The organism is Sulfurimonas limnophila, assembly GCF_059705345.1.
This window is the reverse complement of record NZ_AP046127.1, coordinates 1116160-1137315: the sequence shown is the minus strand read 5'-3', so window position 1 is coordinate 1137315 and position 21156 is coordinate 1116160. Positions and strand designations below refer to the sequence as shown.

Sequence of the window (21156 nt, the reverse complement as noted above, 5' to 3'; positions counted from 1 at the left end):
TTTAAAATAAAATTCCCTATATAAAATAAAAAAATGGTATTCTTTCAAACTTAAAAATTATGTTACGGATAAAGGGTTTAGATGATTAGTTCGCTAAGAGGAATGAATGATATTTTGAGTGAAGATTATGAGAGGTTTACCTACTTCATAAGCGTTGCTACAAAAGTTGCCCAAAGATATGGCTTTCATTTTATTGAAACTCCACTCTTGGAAGAGACTGCTCTTTTTAAACGCTCTGTTGGTGAATCTAGCGATATTGTTGGCAAAGAGATGTATCAATTTATAGATAAAGGCGATAACGATGTCTGCCTTCGTCCAGAGGGAACTGCTGGAGTTGTTCGTGCATTTGTACAAAAAAAACTTGACCGTGCTGGTGGAACTCACCGCTTCTTTTATCATGGAGCTATGTTTAGATATGAGAGACCTCAAAAAGGTCGTCTAAGACAGTTCCATCAGTTTGGTGTTGAGAGTTTTGGCGAGGCAAGTGTCTATGAAGATGCTTCAATGATTATGATGGCAAGTGATATTTTAAAAGAGCTTGGCATTGGCTACAGACTTCAGTTAAACTCACTAGGATGTAATGAATGTATGCCTCCATATAAAGAGAATTTAGTTAATTTTGTTACAAAATTCAAAGATGAGATTTGTGAAGATTGTACTAGAAGAGTAGCGACTAATCCTATACGTGTTCTTGATTGTAAAAATGAGAAGTGTCAAGATATTTACAAAGATGCTCCAAAGCTTATAAATAGCTTGTGCTCTTCTTGTGAGAGTGATTTTATTGTTCTAAAAAACATTCTTACACAAAACAGTATTGATTTTGAGATAGATACAAATTTGGTTCGTGGGCTTGACTACTACTCAAAAACAGCATTTGAGTTTGTAAGCGACAATATAGGAAGCCAAAGTGCGATAGCTGGTGGCGGAAGATACGACAGACTTGTTGAGTTTTTAGATGGACGCCCAACTCCCGCGGTTGGTTTTGCTATGGGAATCGAGAGACTCATGGAGCTTATAGTTATGCCAGAGGTTAAAAAAGATGGCTATTATCTAGGTGCTATGGACGATGAAGCTCTCGATATGATTGTTAAAATCGCACATAAAAAAAGAAAAGATGACATTGTGACGCTTGAGTACAAAACAAAAAATCTTAAGAACCATCTAAAGGCTGCTGATAAAGCAAATGTAAAATATTGCGCAGTAATTGGCTCAAACGAGATTAAAGATGGAACTATCTGGGTAAAAAATTTAGAAGACAAAACAGAAAATACTATCTTAATTGGGGCATTTTAATTTGGATGCGCTTCATTTTGTTTGGGGTATTTTTATAGACTTTATTGAGTTTTTTATTATACTTATAATTGCTGGTATTATATTTTTATACATATATGATAAATACGTTCAACGCAAACACGCTCTTCTCATAAACTATCCAGTGATAGGCAGGTTTAGATACTTTTTTGAAGCTCTTAGAGAGCCTCTTCGTCAATATTTTGCGGATGAGACTTTTTATGAATCTAAAGACAAAGTTGATTGGGTTTATAAGGCGGCAAAAGATGTACCAAACTACAAATCTTTTTCAGTTTCACAACCATTTTCTGGTTCAAGATTTATCATAAAACACTCTTCAAATGTGCTCAATGACAATGAAGTAAGCAAAGATACTTCTGTTGTATTTGGTAAAGATAGAGAGTTTCCTTTCATCTCCCATACTCCTATTATTCGTTCTGCTATGAGTGATGGCGCACTTAGTCCTGAAGCTATTCGTGCTTTTTCAATTGCAGGAGCCACTACAAACTTAACTATAAACACAGGAGAGGGTTCACTTACGTCAAATCATCTCTTTACCCATAAACCAAATTTAAAAGATTGCGATTATTTAGAGATTATTAAAAGTTCATTCATCGCCGAGATAGCATTTAAAGTTGTAAATAAAGTATTTAATCGTTCACTTGCACTGAAACTATACAGAACTATACTTCTTAATAAAAAAACTCAAAATACTTATATCTACGATACAGCTTCGCATGTGCTCTTTCGCGTAAACTGGAGTGCCCCTCTAGAGAGCTTTCCAAAAGAACCTCCAAAAGATATAGCAAATATGATATTTCAGATGAGCTCTGGTCTTTATGGAGTAAGAGATGAGCACGGTGCTTTTGACGCAGAAAAATATAAAAAGGTTATGACCTTTTGTCGTATGACTGAGATAAAAATTGCTCAAGGGGCAAAGCAGACTGGCGGAAAACTTGCAGGTGCTAAAGTTACAGCTGATATTGCGTACTACAGAGGTGTTCCAGAGGGTAAAGATGTCTTCTCTCCAAATAGATTTCCTTATGCAGATACGACATCTCACCTTCTTGATTTTGTTGAAATACTCCAAAAGTTATCTTTAAAGCCAGTTGGATTTAAGATAGTAATCTCTGACGCAAATAGCGTTGAAGATATGGCAAGAGAGATAGCATTAAAAAAATCAAAGGGTGGAAATATTCCAGACTTTATCACGATAGATAGCGGTGAAGGAGGAAGCGCCACAGCACCACTAGAACTTATGGAATCAGTCGGATTAACTACAAATAACGCCCTTTATATCTTAGATACAATGCTTAGAAAATACAACCTAAGAGAAGATATAAAAATCATTGCAAGTGGAAAGATACTAACACCTGATGATGTGATTATCACGATGTGCATGGGTGCTGATGCAATTGGAATTGCAAGAGGTTTTATGATGAGTGGAGGCTGCATCCGTGCTAGAATGTGTTCTGGTTTTGGTTCGCATGTATGCCCTGTTGGAATGGCAACTCAAGATGAGAAAAAAAGAGCATCTTATCTTGTGGTAAAAGAGGGAAAAGAGATAGGAAACTATCATATTAACTTGATAAAAGGGATGAAAGTAGTTCTCGCTGTTATGGGTATTAGCCATATAAGTAAGCTAAGCAAAGCACATCTTACTTTTAAAAATAGAAGCGGTGAAATATATTTTGATATAGATAAATATTTTCATAAAAAATTACACATATAGGATGAAAAATGAATAACTTTGGACTTGACATTTGGTCAAATAATAACTTTATAATAGAAGATGGACAAATCAGATTAAACTACAAATGTATGCCTTCACTTCTTCAAATCGTTGAAGATATTCGCTCAGATGATGTAAGAGGCCCTATTTTACTTAGGTTCCCACATCTCATAAAGAGTCAAATAAGAACGCTGTATAGCTATTTTGATAAAGCAATACAACAAAATAACTACCAAGGCTCATTTAACGCTGTTTTTCCTCTAAAAGTAAATCAGTTTCCTCATGCAATTGAAGCTATAACAGCACAAGGAGCACAGTTCAACTATGGTCTTGAAGCTGGAAGTAAAGCTGAATTAATTCTTGCTATGAGCAAAACTCCAATTGGTGCAAATATAACTGTAAACGGCTTTAAAGATAAAGAAATGATAACACTTGGGTTCATGGCAGCTCAAAGTGGACACAATATCACGATAACAATCGAGGGATTGGGAGAGCTAGAGACTATCATAGAAGTAGCAAATGAGTGTAATTTAAAAGTTCCAAATATCGGCATCAGAGTAAGACTTCATAGCGCAGGTAGCGGTATCTGGGCTAAGAGTGGAGGTATGGATGCAAAGTTTGGATTGACTTCAACAGAGATAATAGAAGCAATCACACTTCTTAGAGAAGCAAATCTTTTAGACTATCTAAATATGATTCATTTTCATATTGGTTCTCAAATGTCTGACATTGCACCTCTTAAAAAAGCTCTTCGTGAAGCTGGAAACATCTATGCTGAACTAAAAAAAATGGGTGCAACTAAACTAAACAGTATAAATATTGGTGGTGGTCTTGCGGTTGAGTACGACCAACATACTCACTCAAACTCTCGCAACTACTCAATAGATGAGTTTTCAAGCAGTGTTGTCTTCTTGCTTGGAGAGATTATGAACGCAAAAAACGTTTCTCATCCAGATATATTTACAGAATCTGGTAGATTTATTGTCGCTTCTCACGCGGTCTTAATCACGCCTGTTTTAGAGCTTTTTACCCAAGATTTTCAAGAAAAACTACTAAATTTTAAAAGCAGTAACCCACCTTTAATTGAGGAGTTAATTGAACTAAATAAACTACTCAACAATACAAACTGTATCGAGTATCTTCACGATGCACTAGATCACATGGAGTCTGTTTTAACTCTTTTTGATTTAGGCTATATAGACCTTCAAGACCGTTCAAATGCAGAGATTTTAGTTCACAACATCATAAAAAGAGCTCTATATTTAAAATCATCAAATCCAACGGATGAGTTAGCTCAGCTTCAAGTAAAACTTCAAGAGCGCTATCTTATAAATGCTTCTATCTTTCAAAGTTTGCCTGATTATTGGGGCTTAAACCAACATTTTCCAGTCATGCCACTACACCACCTAAATACTACTCCTCTTAGAGCAGCATCACTTTGGGATATAACATGTGACAGTGATGGTGAAATTGGCTTTAACCCAGACAAACCGCTATATCTTCATGATGTAAATCTTGATGAAGAGGAGTATTTCTTAGGCTTCTTTAACGTTGGAGCGTATCAAGAGACTCTTGGAATGAACCACAACCTATTTACTCACCCAAGCGAATATACAATTATTATTGATGAAAATGACTATGAGATTAAAAATGCAGTTGAGTCAAAAAGTATCTTAGATATATTAGACTCCCTTGGTTACGATGCAGCAGAAGTATCAAAAAAACTTAAAAATGATTTATCAAACTCTAGCTTTACTTCAGTACAAGAAAAAAGTGATACACTTGCAAAATTAGAACTTTTTTTACAACAAAACGGTTATTTACGAACCACGAACTAGGAGTTACTTTTGGGACTTTTTACTGAAATTAAAGAGGACTTTTCAAACGCATATAAAAATGATCCAGCGTTAAATTCAAAATTAGATTTTTTATTTAACTATCCAGGAGTCTGGGCTGTTGCATGGTATAGAGTAGCACATAAGCTGTACATGGCTAACTTTAAAAGTTTAGCAAGAATCATAATGGGTTTAACTCAAATTTTAACAAATATAGATATTCATCCAGGCGCTATAATTGGAAAAAGAGTCTTTATAGACCATGGAACTGGCGTTGTTATAGGTCAAACAGCAATAATAGAAGATGATGTTCTAATATATCAAGGCGTTACGCTAGGTGGTGTTTCACTTACTCAAGGAAAAAGACACCCGACTGTAAAAAAAGGTGCTGTTTTAGGTGCAGGTTCAAAGATACTAGGAAATATAGTCATCGGAGAATATGCAAAAATAGGTGCAAATTCTGTTGTGGTAAAACCTGTTCCAAACAATGCAACCGCTATTGGTATTCCTGCGCATGTGATAGAAAAAGGGAGATGTAAAGACCCACTTATGCATAACTTACTTCCAGATATAAATAAAGAGATGTTTGAATATCTACTAAAGCGTGTTGCAGTGCTTGAGCATATCTTGGTTGAAGACAACAAAGAGCTCTTAGAGCAAGATTTACAGCTAGAAAATATTTACGAATCCTTCATTAGAGCAATGAAAAATTAAATTTATTTTAGTATAATTCGCCCAATATTTTTAATAAAGGGTTCTTCATGCTTAGTGATCGCGTAAACACACTATCCGAATCAATTACAATTGCAATCTCAACACTCGCTGGTGAATTAAAAGCTTCTGGAAAAGACATTCTAAGCTTTTCTGCTGGTGAGCCTGATTTTGATACTCCTAGAGTTATTAAAGACGCAGCTATTGCTGCTATAAACGAAGGTTTTACAAAATATACACCAGTTGAGGGAATCCCTGCACTAAAAGCCGCGATAGCAAACAAACTAAAAAGAGACAATGGTCTAACTTATGCACCAAATCAAATTATCACAAACAACGGCGCAAAACACTCCCTTTTTAATCTTTTTGCAGCAGTTATTCAAAAAGGTGATGAAGTAATCATTCCAGCTCCATATTGGGTTACTTATCCTGAGCTAGTTTTATACCATGGCGGAACTGTTGTAGAGATTGAAACAAATGATGAGAGCTCATTTAAAATCACACCAGAGCAATTAAAAAACGCTCTTACTCCAAAAACTAAAATGATAATTTTAACTTCTCCTTCAAATCCAACTGGTTCAGTTTACTCTAAAGATGAACTTACAGCACTTGGTAAAGTTTTAGAAGGAACTGATGTTTTAGTTGCAAGTGATGAGATGTATGAGAAACTAATCTATGATGGAGAGTTTACATCTGCTGCAGCTGTTAGTGAAGATATGTATAAAAGAACTATCACTATCAATGGTCTTAGTAAATCAGTGGCTATGACTGGTTGGAGATTTGGCTATATGGCTGCGCACCAAACAGAGATAATTCAAGCAACAAAAAAACTTCAAAGCCAAAGCACCTCTAACATTAACTCTATTACTCAAAAAGCTGCGATTGTTGGCTTAAACGGTGACGCTGATGCTGATATTGAGAAGATGAGATTGGCATTTAAAGAGCGCCGAGATGAGGCTGTAAAGCTTATAAATGCGATAGATGGACTTAGTGTTTACAAGCCAGACGGTGCATTTTATCTATTTATAAATATCAAAAAAATATCTAATGACTCTATGAAGTTTTGTAAAGAGCTTTTAGAAGAAAAAGGTGTGGCTTTGGTTCCAGGTGTTGGTTTTGGAAGCGAAGGATATGCTAGATTTAGTTTTGCAACAGATATAGAGAGTATTCGTAAAGGTATAAAAAGAATAGAAGAGTTTGTATCCAAGCGCTAAGGCGTGCGGATGCTAAAATCTTTTATATAAATTATACTAACTCCCTGCCCCGTCTCTTTCACATCAACATCTACCCTTAAGGATTTACTTAACGAATACTGCAATATCAAACTTGAAATTTCATCATTTTTATAGACTATACGGATATTTTTGTTAAATCTAGCTCCAACTTCATAGCCAAGTGTACCCTCTTTATTTGTCAAAATATTTATAGTATCTACTTTTATTGCCCCTGAACTATTTACCATTTTCTTAATTCCACTTCCAAGAAGAAGTGTATTTACTGATGTTTTTGATGCTTTATCCTGAGACGCATCAAAAATAGAAGATGCACTTGCATCAAATAGTATATAAGAGAGTATGTCATTTTGGCTCATTGCAGGTTTTGAGGAGAAAAGCACAACAGGAGAACTGGCTTTGTTTGTGATATACACCTCAATATCTACATAATCAATCGTATAGTAGTGAAGATTTAGATTAAGGTATGGATCTATCTCATCTCCTCCATAAAAATATATCTCACTCTCATCAAACTCAAATACTTTATCATCAAGATTTACCTCTCCGCTTTTGATATTTAAAACACCAAAAAGTTGTATACTTGACTCCATCTCTTTATATAAAACCAAAGATGGACGTACCAATAGTGAAATATCCTCTAGCTCATATCTTAGAGGTTTTGACGAGGTTATGTTTATGTTTATGGCTCTTGCGTCTTGCTTTTTTAACTCTTTCATATCTTGGATTATTATGATGTCTTTATCTCTAATACTATAATCTTTTTTAGGCTTATACATAATCACGCCATCTTTTATCTCCACATCTCCGCTAATATCTTGTCGTCCATCTGCATCAATAGTTGCGTGTAAATCAAGCTTTAGAGTAACATTTGCATCTTTTGATTTATAGTGATATTTATCACTAAATAAATAGAAATCTCCGCTCATATCACTACTCTTTAAAACTCCTCGAAGAAGGATATTGTCATATATCCAAAACTCTTTAAACTCTATATCAAAGTCATCACTAAAGCCAATTTTTGACGCTCTATCAGAAGATACTCTTTTGTCCAGTATATTTAAGTTGTATCTGTTTAAAATAAGCTCTTTATCTTTATATACAAACTCAAAACTGTTATCTTTGCCAGAAAAACTTCTTGTTGAATCAAGTTTTAAAATATAAGATGAAGCCTTTACACTAGAGGCTATCTCTAGTGAATCTTTGAAGTTTATAGTAGATTTTGCTTCTACTTTAGCATCAAAAAAGACTTCATTTGGTCTGATTTTTAGCTCTTTTAAAAATTTATCCACAGAGTTTATCTTTGTATCTATAACGGCTGTTTTATTATTCAAATCAACTCTATAATCAAAAACAGCAGAACCAAGATTTATATAACCATCGGCCTTCTCTTCGTTTGCAAACATTGAGACAGATGCTATATCTGATTTTGCAAATATTGAGATGTTGCTGTTTTTTTCATGTGCATTAAGAGTTATTTTTGAAAATCTCATCAAATCGTACTCTTTGTAGTGTAGATGCTCCTCTTTTGGATATATATTTGACTCCACAAATGTTTCGCTGTTTTCATAAGAGAGATTTGCATCAAACTTAGCATAGGCTGTATCTGCATTAATTGTATATTTTTTAAAATCAAGCGTTGTAAAATCAGCCTCAATATCCTTTGCATTAAACTTTACATAGGTTCTATCTGAGCTATATTTTGCATCTATGGCAAATGTATCAAATGGAATATCGCTATCTTTAGTAATTATCTCTCCATCCATCCTAGAGTTAACATCCAGTTTTTCATCTATCTCAGTATCTTGCTTAATTAAGGTCTCAAACTCTCTATATAGCGCTTTATATCTAGTTTTAATGGTAATGTTTTCACTATCAATAAAATATATAAGGTTAAGTTTTATATCTTTTATAAAAAAGTCTGAAACAGACTTCACACTTGCCTCGTTTATGGTTGTTGAGAGATTTATATGTTTTGAGTCTATCTCAATCTCAGCTTTTATTTTTTTTGGCTTATACTCTAAAAAATGAAGATACTTTTTTTCTATAAAATCAGAAAAAACAAATGATGAAACACCACGCAGAGTCTCTTCTCTTAAAGAGCCCAAGAACTCTATATTTGCATATTTACTCTTTGCCTTTAAAGAAATTTTTTCTATATCTATATAATCCCTAAAGGTTAGTTCATCTGTAATAACATCAAATAAAATCTTCTCTTTTTTGTAATTTAGCGTACCATTTTCAATAGTTGCCCTTGAAATATTAAAAGCGATAAATGTTGAATCATCACTATTTTGCATTTTTTCAAGTAGTTTATCTAGCTCTATTTTAACTCCATATGCAGCTATATAATCAATCCTTGGAGTTGGATTGAAAAGAGATAAAAACTTATATTTTATAGTTAGTTTATCTGCACTTATGCTATCTTCATACTTAAAAGCAGAAACTTCAACTCCACTAAAGAGAGTCCCCCTTAGTGATTTGTACTCTATATTTAACTCTTTTAGATATTTTCCAGCCAAAGCAGGGACTATGTCTTTTTGAAAAAAGACAAATATTGCTATAAAGATAGTTAAAATTAAAAAAATTAGCGTTATTTGAGCAAAGGAGAGAACTTTTTTTATCAAAATAACTCCCCGATATGAAAGTGTATAGCATACTCTTTGGTAGGGTTTTTAGTATCAAAACCAACATCAATTGCAATTGGTCCGATTGGAGTTAGATAACGAAATCCAAAACCAACACTATGATAACCGCTGCTAAAATCTGGTGTACTATCTTGCGAGAGAAAACTATTATCATTAAAAACCACTCCCTTAAAATCGCCATAAATCTTAAACCGTACTTCAGCAGTTGCTTCAAAAATAGAGTCAAATCCGATAGGGTCACCCATGCTGTTTTGTGGACCTAGCTTTCTATAACCATACCCACGATTGCTATGCATACCTCCAGCAAAGAAGCGATAAGAAGTTGGAAGCTCTCCATCAAAGAGCTTTATAACCCCATAATTTGCCTTAAGTGCAAGTGTGGTTTCTTCCAAACTATTTATCGTTCCGCCAGTTGCCTTAAACTTGTAGTATGTTGCATCAGAGACACTTCCCTTAAGTGAGCCCATTAACTCACTTTTTATAAAATAGCCGCTGCTTGGGTCTAAGATCTTATCTCTTGTATCATAAGCATACTCTATTTTTGGAGATAGCACAAAAAGTTGGTTTATTGGGAAGAGTTCTACGTCCTCACTCTTATATGTGTTGATGTTATCAAAGATAAGGCTCTCTTTAAAGGTATGCTTATCTCGTCTTTGCTTTAAATACCCATTTAGATAAACTTTTGACTCCTCAAATCCTAAAAATTTCTCATTTTCAAAACCCACTTCAAAACCAGTAAAATTTCTATTTGCCATTGGCATATCAAAATTTAACTTTATATTTTGCTTTACTTGAGTCACTCGTGTTTTTAAACTAAGAGTCTTTAAATTTCCTAAAAAATTTCTATCTAATACCCCTAAAGAGAGCATAGCCCCCTCATCACTACTTACTCCTACCCCAGACTCAAAACGTAGTGGTTTCTCATTTTGAACTATACTGACACTAACATCAACAAACTCATCTTTTGATATATCTGTATCAATTATCGCCTTTGAAATGCCCTCATATGAGTACAACTCCTCATAGCTTTGAGAAATTGCACCTAAAGAGAACTCCATTCCCTCTTGTATGTACAAAACTGAACGCACTCTATTTTCATCTATATCTCGTGAAGGTTTTATAGAGATATTTTTAAAATAACACTTTTTATTTTTGCTTGATTCATAAGTTATATATGCCGCATTATTCTCAGTGTCTATCCATGCTTTTGCTTCAAGATAGGGATTGCAAAAGTTAGCGTTTGCATAAAAGAGCTTTATATCTTTTTTACTTTGTACAAAGCGCTCTGAATCAAAAATATCACCAACTTTAAAGGAGATAACACTACCTAACTCCAAATCTGAAATATTTGAAATATCTTTTATGACTATTGGTTTATTCTCTTGTATAACCAAAAAAATACTCTCTTTGTCTATTTTAAAGTCAATTATGGCGTCAAAAAAACCTCTTGTTTTGTAATAATCCTTGAGTGTTTGTATGACAAAATCAATTGTTTTGGAGTCAATAGATGGGGGCGGTTTATAAAATTCATAAAAAGATGGTTCATATAAATCAAGCAAAGAGTAGAGTTGGCTAGAGTTTATATGAGCGTTTCCATTAAAATTGAGCTCTAGCTTATCTGAAAAAAGGAGAGTCGAGACAAAAAGATATAAAAAAAACTTTTTTCTCAAAGCTACTCCAATATAATAATTTACTATTTTAGGCTTTTTAAAGCCTCTATAACTTCGTCTAAATTCTCCAATGGAATATGAACTTTCCACTCAGGCTCATTTGCATTTCCAGCCAATGAAATACCGATACTAGCTACACTATGGCTTCCAGCTCCATAAGGCTCATCTATCTTAGCTACCGAGATAACACCTTTTTTTGTTCCATTTAATGCGATTGTTTTTGACATATTTTTTTCCTTTAAATTTTATTTTATTAGTCTAGCTATTTTACCCTGAAGCTTCAGCCACAATCTATGCTCCATAAGCGGAAAACCAGCGAACGTTAAGCCGCTCTCTTTAATACTTTTAGTAACTCCGCTTCTTGCTGCCATTGTAGTAAATGGAGCAATGCTTAAATGTCCTGCCGTTGCACTCTGTCCACCCATTACAACATTTCGCCCCATTGTAGTAGAGCCTGAAATACCAGACTGAGCCACCAAAACAGAGTGTTCACCTATGACGCAGTTATGCCCAACTTGAACAAGATTGTCAATTCTTACACCATACTTTATAAGAGTTGTACCAAATACCGCTCTGTCTATAGTCGTTGAACTGCCAATTTCTACATTATCTTCTATTTGGGCATTTCCGTTTTGATAGATCTTTGTATGTTCGCCTTTTTTATTTGTAGCAAAACCAAAACCATCACTTCCAATTGTTGTATTTGCATGTATGATACAATTACTGCCAACCTTACAATCTCTATATATTGTCACACTTGGGTAAATTATAGTATTATCGCCAACAACTACATTAGCTCCTATATATACGTGTGCCATGATTGTAGAGTTTTTACCGATAATTGCACCATTTGCTATCTCTGCTTTATCAGAGATAGTTGTACCTTCACCGATTATTGGCTCTGGCAACGTTTTATCTTCAATAGGTGGTGCAAAATACTTAGATAATATTGCCATCGAAAGATAAGGGTTTTCAACCTCTAAAACAATACATCCACTAGGAACAAACTCTCTTGTCTCTTTACTTACTATTATCGCACCTGCGCTTGAGTCTTGTATCTCTTTTATATATTTTGCATTTGCTACAAAAGATATCTCACTCTTTGTTGCATCACGCAGAGTATTCATCTTCGTAATCTCAAAGTTTTCGCCACTAAAATCACTATTTATTATTTTTGCTATATCTTTTAAATCCATTATCTACTCCTAATCGTTTAGCTTTGCTATCCTTACCTGAAGCCTTTTCCACTCTCTATGATTCATAAGTGGAAAACCACTGTAGACTCCACCGCTTTTTTCTATACTTTTTGTAACACCACTTCTTGCACTAAATGTTGAAAATGGCGCAATAGTTAAATGATCGCTAAAGGCACTCTGCCCACTCACAACACAGTTTCTTCCTAGTTTTGTGGATCCGCCTACCCCTGTTTGAGCCACAAAGATACAGTGTTCACCAATATCACAATTGTGCGCAATATGTATAAAATTATCAAGTTTTGTACCGCGTCTTATGATAGTCGAGTTAAAAACTGCTCTATCTATAGCGCAATTAGCACCAATTTCTACAAAATCTTCTATGATAACATTTCCATTTTGATATATCTTAATATGTTCGCCCTCTTTTGTATGAGAGAAGCCAAAACCATCAGCACCTATGACTGTTCCTGAATGTATAATGCACTCTTTTCCTATCACGCTGTCTCTGTAAATAGTAACGTTTGGATATATAATTGTGTCATCACCGACAACACAATTAGTTCCAATATAAGCTCCAGCCATAATTATTACATTTGAACCAATCCATGTTCCATTTTCTACTCTTGCCATTGTATCAATGATTGAATTATCTCCTATGCTTGGAGGAGGTAGTTGTGGTTCTACTGGTCTCTTGTTAAAAAGTTTTGTTACCTGCGCCATAGAGATAGAGACATCTGGACAGACAATATAAGAAGAATCTTTTGGAAGGTTCTCTATTAGTGCATCCATAATTAAAAAAGCTTTTGATTTTGATATTTCTAACTCTTGAGAGTATTTTTTATTTATGGCGAAAGTAAGTTGAGTAGGCAAAGATAGAGCCAACTCATTCATAGAGTCAACTTCCAAATCTTTGCCAATAAATTGGAGTTTTAGATGCTGTGCGATATTGCTTAGCAGCATCTATTTATCTCTCTAGTGCTACGGCACCGCTTCTTACAATCTCTTTTGGATTGTATTTGTTGATAATTTTTAAAAAATTATCAACTCTTTTTGGCTCATCCGCAACCATTGCGATAATTACATTGTCGCCAACATTTACTATTTTGCCATTATAAGCCGCACAAAGCGTTGCTATCTCTGTAATATTTTCAGAGATTGGAAACTTCATCAAAGCCATCTCTTTTTCAACTAAATCTGCATGCTCATATACTCTTAGAACTGGTATAAGCTTGTGCAACTGTTTTGTTATCTGCTCTATCACTCTAATTGATCCAGACGTTACAATTGTAAGTCTTGAGTATTTGCTATCAGGAATCGGAGCAACAGTTAAAGATGTGATATTGTATCCACGGCCAGAGAAAAGGTCAGTTATACGAGATAGTACACTAGCTTCGTTTACCACGATAACAGAGATAACTCTTCTTGCGTTTTCATCTTGCATTATTTACTCTCCTTTTTCTCTAATAACATCATATTAAATAAGCTTCCACCTGCTGGAACCATTGGCATAACATTCTCTAATCTCTCAACAACAACATCTATAAAAGCGACTATATTTTTCTCAACAGCATCTTTGAGTGCTGCATCAAACTCCTCTTTGGTTGTTACTCTATAACCTATTCCGCCAAATGCTTCTGATAGTTTTACAAAGTCTGGCTGTACGCTTAAGTCTGTTTCACTGTGACGCTTATCATAAAAAAGTGTCTGCCACTGTCTAACCATTCCAAGATAGTTGTTATTTAAAATTATATTTATAACTGGCAACTTCTTTTCAACTGCTGTCATAAGCTCCTGGCAATTCATAAGAATAGAGCCGTCCCCCGTAAAGTTGATACTAATTTTTTCAGGTGAAGCAACTTTTACGCCCATAGCAGCTGGGAAACCAAAGCCCATAGTTCCAAGTCCACCAGAACTTACCCATTGACGAGGACGAGTAAACGGATAAAACTGCGCCGTCCACATCTGATGCTGTCCAACATCAGTTGATATGTTTGCACTATCACCAAGAAGTTCGCCAACCCTCTCTATAACCCACTGAGGCTTCAATCTATCAGTATCTTCATGATATGTAAGAGGATGAAGCTCATCAAAGTTTCTGATAGTCTCTCTCCATGAAGCATATTTAGCTGGATTTATTGCAGATGAGAGTTCTATCATCTCATTTACAACGTTCTTTACATCACCAACTATCGGATAATCAGCAACTACAAGCTTTGAGATACTAGCTGGGTCTATATCAACATGTATAACTCCTGCATTTTTTGCGAACTCCGATAGCTTTCCAGTTACTCTATCATCAAATCTTGCTCCAAGTCCGATTACTAAATCAGTTTCACTCATAGCCATATTTGCCGCATAGCTTCCATGCATTCCAAGCATAGAGATAAGCAATTCGTCATCGTGACTTAAAACACCTCTTGCCATAAATGTCTCAACCGCTGGGATACCTGTTTTTTTAACAAGCTCTCTTACTTCATAGGCTGCGTTTGAGTTTATAATTCCCCCACCTAGATAAAAGATAGGTCTTCTTGCCTTTGCAATAGCTTCCATCGCTTTTTTAATCTGACGTGGATTTCCCTTTGTATGAGGCTTATAAGTCTCTAAATCAAGCTCTATCGAGTAGTCAAAATCTGCTAGTTGAGCAGTGACATCTTTTGGAATATCAACATGAACAGGACCTGGACGACCACTTGAAGCTATATAAAAAGCTTCTTTTAAGACACGTGCCAAATCTTTAGCATCTGTAACTAAATAGTTATGTTTTGTACATGAACGACTTATCCCAACCGCATCTATCTCTTGAAATGCATCTGTCCCGATTAAACTCATAGGAACTTGACCACTAATAACAACTAATGGAATTGAGTCCATATATGCGTCTGCAAGTCCAGTTACAGCGTTTGTAAATCCTGGTCCACTTGTTATCATAGCAACACCAACTTTTCCACTTGCTTTTGAGTAGCCCTCTGCAGCATGTACGGCAGCTTGTTCATGTCTAGTCAATATATGTTTAAAGTTATCTTGTTTATAAATCTCATCGTAGACATTCATAATTGCTCCACCAGGGTAACCAAAAACTGTGTCTACCCCTTCTGCAATTAAAGCTTCAATGACTATCTGTGCGCCACTAATCTGCATGAAAAGTCTCCTATATTAAAAAATTCGCCAATTATATAAAAAATGAACTATATCGGAGTTTAAAAATGGGATATAAAAAAATTAAAAAGTTTGGCTATTTTTATTTTGTGATAACTTTGTGATAACAAATTATAGAATATCTTTTAACAAAAAGACATTTTAAGCACTTTTTAATATAAAGTTTTGTTATACTGTCGGTATCACAAAAAATAAGGATGACAAATGATAGTATCAAAAACAACCGCTCCATTTCTAGCTTTACTTTTAGCAACGTCAGTGTACGCCGTAGAAAATGTGAAAGTAAAAGGGGAAGTAAAATACTGGTATCAAACTACTGCAACAGAAGATACTGCTAACAATGATATGTTTCAACAAAACACTAGTGTTGGTACAGCTGTAGCAGAATTAGGGGTAAGTGCAGACTTATTTAAAGGGTTAAAAGGAAATGTTAGCGCTATTGGTGCTGATAGTCTTGGTTTGGAGAAGAGTTTCGTAAAAGATATCTCAACTGCAGGTGCTGGATGGGATAGTGACAATGGCTATTACAGAACACAAATTTGGGTAACAGAAGCAAATCTTGATTACAAGATTGGTAATACTTCTGCAATAGTTGGTCGTCAAGCGTTAAATACTCCACTTTTATTTACTGAGAGATGGAATGCAACTTACAATACATTTGATGCTGCTGTTTTAATTAACAATGATATTCCATATACTACACTTGTTGCAGGATATGTTTATCAAAGCAATGGTGGTGGTCATGCAGGAAATGGAACTGCTACTAGTAGTTTCCCAAGTACTACAATGCATAACGGTGAATTTTATGGTTTTGGAAGTAGCTACAATGCAACTACACACAAAATGACCGATGGAAAAAAAGGGGCTTATGCGTTTGGTGCAATGATTAAACCAACAGATAAGTTAGCAGTTAACTTGTGGTATTACGATGTAAATTCTAATTTTACTGCTTATTGGACAGATGCTGAGTATAAAATTTCAGGATTGACTTTTGGTCTTCAAAATGCAGGAATAGCTTTAACTAATTCAAGTATAGACAATGCAACAATTACAGCAGCAAAAGTTGGTTATAGCGCTGGTGCTTTTAGTACAGACGTATCTTATTCGACAACTGCAACAGGTGAAGCAGATACAGCGCCGATTGCAAATGCTGCAACTGGTGACAAATCAAAAGTATACACACAATCTGTTTTTCAAGATGGTGCAGTAGTTGGTGGACGTGATACAGATGCGATGAGAGTTGCAGCTAGTTACAAATTTGACTTATTAAAACTTACTGCTTCACTTCAAAGTGTAGAGATGGGTTCTGCTGTAGTTGGCAAACAAGAAAAAGGAACAGAATTTGACTTAATTGCAACTGCAAAAATAGCTCAATATGTAGATTTAACTGGGATGTATATTCATCAAGATGTAGACAACAGACAAGCAACAGGCAAAGTAGTTGATGCTATCCGCTTAATTGCTGCTGTTAAGTTTTAAATATAGTATGCAAAAACTCTAAAATTCTCTCCTACAAGTCTCAAAGAGTTAGAGCATATATATTTTTATTAATATAAAAGACCTTTATCTGGGTGAACTTCATCGCCCATGATAACTGTTTTATCATTGTTTGAACTACTCTCTGCGCTTAATGTTGCTGCCATGCTAAGCATTAAAAGCAGAGTTGAAATAACTATTTTCATAAAAATTTCCTTTTTTTAAAATTTAATTTTTGTAAATTTAATTATCAAATAGTGATAAACAAAATACAAATGTGATAAAATAATAACAAAATTATCTATACTTTTTACAAATTTCTTACATTAATAATAAAAACTTATCTAAATGCTTCAAAAAGTAACAATTTAATCACAATATTGTATCAACTGCCATAGATGGTCTCCATCTACTCATATCTCCATATACTTGAGAATCTATATTTAACTTTGATTCTGGATACTGTGCTTGAAATAGCAAGAAGAACTCTTTTATCGGCTCTGTTAAACCATAATACAAGAGATAGTTTTTTATACCGCTCTCTACTATTTTTTGATCTCCTTCACCATTCATTATGTTTTTTATTTGTGCTAAATGTAAAATAGAAAAGACCGTTGCGATAGAGCTATTTTTACTTCTTATTTTTATATACTTATCTAAGATTTTTTTCATTGCATCTATATCTGTCTCTTGTGCAAATAAACTGGCTTTAATAAAATCATCATCCCATTGCTGTTGAAGCTTTTTTCCATCTTCAGTATCTTGCAATGAAGGAGATATATCTAAGATAGCATAAGATAAGAGATCATTGTGAGTCTCAATCGCGTTAAAAAATTTGTGTCTATTTTCTATCTCTGTTATAATTTGCTTTACTTCATCTTTAAAGTCATCAAAATCTAACAAAATACGAAAGACTTTTATAGCTGCATGGGTATCGCCATTGTTAAGGAGTGTTTGAGCTCTCATATATAGAGAATCAGAGTATTTAATTAAAGCGTTATACTCTGGAAAGTCTTTTAAAAATGGGTTTTGTTTTATTAGCTCAAAAGAGACTTTAAACTCTTTTTGACTGATTGCAGTTCTAAATCTTTTATACACACGCATATTTAAAACAAGTTCTTGAATAAGTATAGTTTTTTCACTTATACCTCTGTATGGCAAGAAAATTTCTTGTGCCATATGGCTTAATTTTGTATCAAGAAGATATTTTTTTGCAAGAATCAATGTCTTTTCCCACTGCAATTCCATCTCTTTATAAACTTTCGTCTCTTTATATATAGGATGTTGATTTGCCAATGCATAAGCAAGAGCAAGTTTGTTCTGTTTAATAAGTATTAAAAACTTATCATATTCTGAATACTCTTCAATAAGTTTTTGTGCAAATTGACGTTTTGAAGGGATAGAATTAAAGCTCTCAAACAACTTTATTGCACTTGCTTTATCACTGTTTTGAAGAAACTCTTTTGCATTTTTTATAGTTTTAGCCCATAAAGCATCAAAAGCTATTGATACTTTTGTATATTTTAATAGAGGATTTTTTTCTATATAAGAGAGCATAGCACTATATCTTTTCTCTTTAATAATCTCTATAAATTCATCTTCACCTTGAAAAATGTTATAAACAAGAAGCTCTCCATCTTCTGTTGCTACAACTAATTCATTTGTAGTTTCATTGAAGGCAAGAGCACTCACTAAACGATCAAATTTTATATATCTTCTTGAAATAAGCTTATATTTATTTATATCATACACTAAAATATAACCAAGTCTTGTGCCAAAAAAAATAAAATTATTGTTATATCCTGTGGTAACGCTTGTAATATCATCATGTATATCAGGAAACTTTCCAACGGCCTTTAGAGTATTGACATCCCAGACATAGGCACTATATTTTTTATCAATACTAAAGAGTCTGTTGTTATCTAAAAAATGCACTTTAACTACTGGTGCAGAGTGAACTTTTATCTTCCCTTTTGGTAGCTTCGTTGCTAAATTAAAAATAGAGATATTTTTATCATAACTTCCAGTTGCTACTAAATTGCCATCACTGCTAAATGCTATATCTAAGACAATATCGAGATGTCTTGGAAGAGTCAAAGCCAATTGTCCAGTTTTGATATCTACGCCAAATATACCTCCATCATCTCCACAAGAGAACATATATTTATCTTGTGGGTCTATACCAACACATGAAATATCCCCTTGATGTCTATCCAGTGACGCTACTACTTTTTTGTGTTTAATATCATAGAGTCTTGCCTCTTTTGCATCTTGAGTTATTGAAGCTAAATAGGTAGCAGTTGAACTTAGAGAGACAACCTCTGTGGAGTATCTGTGATGTAAGACAAGCATCTTACACTCATCTTTAAGTGTTAAATTATTTGTATCAAAATACCTTATTGTAGTAGCAGTGTCTATGCTAACAACTGTTTTTGAATCTAAAAATTTTAGGTATATTACAGCTTCTTCAAAACTACTTTTTTTAACTGGCACCATACTTTTTTACTCTCTTATGTAATTTTCTTCTTTTAACACTCTATATATCTGCTGTTGATGCTCTTCACCCTTAGTTTCAACATGAACCATAACATTTGCATCTCCATAATCCAAAGAGATAGAAGTCCTGTCATAGGCGATATGAACGATATTTGCATTTAATTCTTGGAGTATCTGTGTAAAGCGCATAAGTGAGCCTGGTTTATCTACAAGTGTAACGGTTAGCTTCATCTTTCTGCCAGACTTTAGAAGTCCTTTTTCTATGATAACAGAGAGAAGTGTCACGTCCATATTTCCACCGCTTAGGACGATAGCTACTTTCTTTTCCTTTAAATGAGAGAGTTTTCCATGTAAAAGTGCTGCGACTCCAACAGCTCCAGCACCCTCAACTACAAGTTTTTGTTTCTCAAGTAAAAATAAAATAGCACTTGCAATCTCTTCATCATCAACGCTGATATATCTATCAACACTCTCTAGCATGTAGGCTAAAGTGATAGCAGAAGTATCACGAACAGCTATACCATCGGCGATAGTTCTTACACTAAGGCTATCTATTGGTGATTTTAAATCATAAGAGTTCTTAAGAGCAGGTGCGCCCTTCGCACTTACTGCAATTACCTCGATATTAGGGTTTACACTCTTAATCGCACATGCCATTCCAGATATAAGTCCGCCACCACCCGCTGGTATCACAATAGCATCAAGGTCTTGGCACTTATCTAAAATATCAAGAGCTAAAGTACCCTGCCCTGCAATAACCTCTTCATCTTCAAATGGATGAACAAAAGTGAGTGAGTTTTTCTTTGCATATTCTAGTGCATGAGCATATGCTTCATCATAATTTGCACCATGCAAGATAACTTCTGCGCCATAATTTTTAACACCATTTACCTTTGTAAGAGGCGTTGCTTCTGGCATAATGATAACTGCTTTTATCTCAAATATTGAAGCTGAGAGTGCGACTCCTTGAGCATGATTTCCTGCACTTGCGGCAATTACTCCACATGCTCTTTGAGCGTCACTTAGAGTTGCTATCTTGTTGTATGCACCTCTAATTTTAAAGGCACCAGTGACTTGGAGATTCTCTTTTTTGAGATAGACTTCACATCCGCTCTCTTTACTAAGATGCGGTGCATAAGAGAGCGGAGTATCCACAACAACGCCTTTTATTCGCTCTCTTGCTTCATAGATTTTTTTTACATCAAACAAAAAGAACTCCTAACTAAGAGCGCGATGTTCTACCATCGTACACATATTTTGTACAACTCTCATTCCATGCTCTTTTGCTTTTGCGGCAGCTTCATTATTTACTATCTCTTTTTGTGCCCAAAATATTTTAACATCACCGCGAGTTATGCAGTCATTCGCAACATTATCAAGCTCTTTTGGTTTTCTAAAAATATCTACCATATCAACTTCAAACGGAACTTCTAAAAGTGAACGATAAACCTTCTCGCCCAAAATAGTCTCCTCTTTTGGATAGATAGGAACTATCTTAAAGCCATGCTCTTGAAGGTATTTTGCAACTCTGTTACTCGCCTTGCTCTCATCTGGAGAGAGCCCTATAACAGCTATAGTTTTAGTCATCTTAAAAATTTCTTGTATTTCATCTTTATTTGAATTTATTGTCGGGAATTCGCACTCCATGGTAAAACCTTTTTACTTTATTTAGGGCGATTATAGCGAAAAAGAGCTTATCAGATATAACTAAGAT

Annotated in this window: 17 protein-coding genes; 6 read left to right on the top strand and 11 right to left on the bottom strand. The window is 34.6% G+C overall.

Annotated features, from left to right (window positions below; all coding sequences use genetic code 11):
• Positions 1-81: 81 nt before the first annotated feature.
• The 5 genes from hisS to AC6H33_RS05770 are packed head-to-tail and all read left to right on the top strand — an operon-like array spanning position 82 to position 6782.
• Entirely contained in the window at positions 82-1293 is a 1212-nt protein-coding gene (hisS, locus tag AC6H33_RS05790) for a histidine--tRNA ligase (protein ID WP_497603935.1), read from the top strand.
• A 1-nt stretch (position 1294) separates the two neighbouring features.
• Complete coding sequence (locus tag AC6H33_RS05785) at positions 1295-3022, top strand: glutamate synthase-related protein (protein ID WP_497603934.1); 1728 nt, start codon at positions 1295-1297, stop codon at positions 3020-3022.
• 8 nt (positions 3023-3030) lie between these two features.
• A complete protein-coding gene (gene speA / locus AC6H33_RS05780) occupies positions 3031-4860 on the top strand; it encodes a biosynthetic arginine decarboxylase (protein ID WP_497603933.1) in 1830 nt (609 codons plus the stop codon).
• Positions 4861-4869: 9 nt separating this feature from the next.
• On the top strand, positions 4870-5571 hold the full coding sequence (gene cysE / locus AC6H33_RS05775) for a serine O-acetyltransferase (protein WP_497603932.1): 702 nt from the start codon (positions 4870-4872) through the stop codon (positions 5569-5571).
• 47 nt (positions 5572-5618) lie between these two features.
• On the top strand, positions 5619-6782 hold the full coding sequence (locus tag AC6H33_RS05770; RefSeq protein WP_497603931.1) for a pyridoxal phosphate-dependent aminotransferase: 1164 nt from the start codon (positions 5619-5621) through the stop codon (positions 6780-6782).
• Here the strand turns inward: AC6H33_RS05770 and AC6H33_RS05765 are convergent.
• Genes AC6H33_RS05765 through AC6H33_RS05735 form a run of 7 tightly spaced genes read right to left on the bottom strand, consistent with a single transcriptional unit; the run spans position 6779 to position 15452 of the window.
• Positions 6779-9427 carry a translocation/assembly module TamB domain-containing protein gene (locus AC6H33_RS05765; protein ID WP_497603930.1) on the bottom strand — a complete coding sequence of 883 codons (2649 nt, stop codon included), beginning with the start codon at positions 9425-9427 and terminating at the stop codon, positions 6779-6781. The two genes, AC6H33_RS05770 and AC6H33_RS05765, sit on opposite strands and share 4 nt — an antisense overlap.
• The gene (locus tag AC6H33_RS05760; RefSeq protein WP_497603929.1) at positions 9424-11118 is read right to left on the bottom strand and encodes a BamA/TamA family outer membrane protein; all 1695 of its coding nucleotides are present in this window, start codon (positions 11116-11118) and stop codon (positions 9424-9426) included. The genes AC6H33_RS05765 and AC6H33_RS05760 overlap by 4 nt, the downstream gene beginning before the upstream one ends.
• Before the next feature lie 23 nt (positions 11119-11141).
• Positions 11142-11345, bottom strand: a complete 204-nt coding sequence (locus AC6H33_RS05755; protein WP_497603928.1) for a hypothetical protein — start codon at positions 11343-11345, stop codon at positions 11142-11144.
• An 18-nt stretch (positions 11346-11363) separates the two neighbouring features.
• Positions 11364-12314: a UDP-3-O-(3-hydroxymyristoyl)glucosamine N-acyltransferase gene (gene lpxD / locus AC6H33_RS05750; RefSeq protein WP_497603927.1), complete on the bottom strand. Its 951-nt coding sequence runs from the start codon at positions 12312-12314 to the stop codon at positions 11364-11366.
• Positions 12315-12323: 9 nt separating this feature from the next.
• On the bottom strand, positions 12324-13274 hold the full coding sequence (gene lpxD / locus AC6H33_RS05745; RefSeq protein WP_497603926.1) for a UDP-3-O-(3-hydroxymyristoyl)glucosamine N-acyltransferase: 951 nt from the start codon (positions 13272-13274) through the stop codon (positions 12324-12326).
• 4 nt (positions 13275-13278) lie between these two features.
• On the bottom strand, positions 13279-13755 hold the full coding sequence (gene ilvN, locus AC6H33_RS05740; protein ID WP_497603925.1) for an acetolactate synthase small subunit: 477 nt from the start codon (positions 13753-13755) through the stop codon (positions 13279-13281).
• Positions 13755-15452 carry an acetolactate synthase large subunit gene (locus tag AC6H33_RS05735; RefSeq protein ID WP_497603924.1) on the bottom strand — a complete coding sequence of 566 codons (1698 nt, stop codon included), beginning with the start codon at positions 15450-15452 and terminating at the stop codon, positions 13755-13757. The genes ilvN and AC6H33_RS05735 overlap by 1 nt, the downstream gene beginning before the upstream one ends.
• A gap of 222 nt (positions 15453-15674) precedes the next feature.
• Between AC6H33_RS05735 and AC6H33_RS05730 the strand changes: the two genes are divergently transcribed.
• Entirely contained in the window at positions 15675-16949 is a 1275-nt protein-coding gene (locus AC6H33_RS05730) for a hypothetical protein (protein ID WP_497603923.1), read from the top strand.
• Positions 16950-17017: 68 nt separating this feature from the next.
• Here AC6H33_RS05730 and AC6H33_RS05725 read toward each other — a convergent pair whose 3' ends face one another.
• From AC6H33_RS05725 to AC6H33_RS05710, 4 genes are all read right to left on the bottom strand, one after another.
• Positions 17018-17152: a hypothetical protein gene (locus AC6H33_RS05725; RefSeq protein ID WP_497603922.1), complete on the bottom strand. Its 135-nt coding sequence runs from the start codon at positions 17150-17152 to the stop codon at positions 17018-17020.
• Positions 17153-17318: 166 nt separating this feature from the next.
• Positions 17319-19442 carry a WD40 repeat domain-containing protein gene (locus AC6H33_RS05720; protein ID WP_497603921.1) on the bottom strand — a complete coding sequence of 708 codons (2124 nt, stop codon included), beginning with the start codon at positions 19440-19442 and terminating at the stop codon, positions 17319-17321.
• Between the two features lie 6 nt (positions 19443-19448).
• Complete coding sequence (ilvA, locus tag AC6H33_RS05715) at positions 19449-20651, bottom strand: threonine ammonia-lyase (protein WP_497603920.1); 1203 nt, start codon at positions 20649-20651, stop codon at positions 19449-19451.
• Positions 20652-20660: 9 nt separating this feature from the next.
• On the bottom strand, positions 20661-21089 hold the full coding sequence (locus AC6H33_RS05710) for a CoA-binding protein (protein WP_497603919.1): 429 nt from the start codon (positions 21087-21089) through the stop codon (positions 20661-20663).
• Positions 21090-21156: the final 67 nt, after the last annotated feature.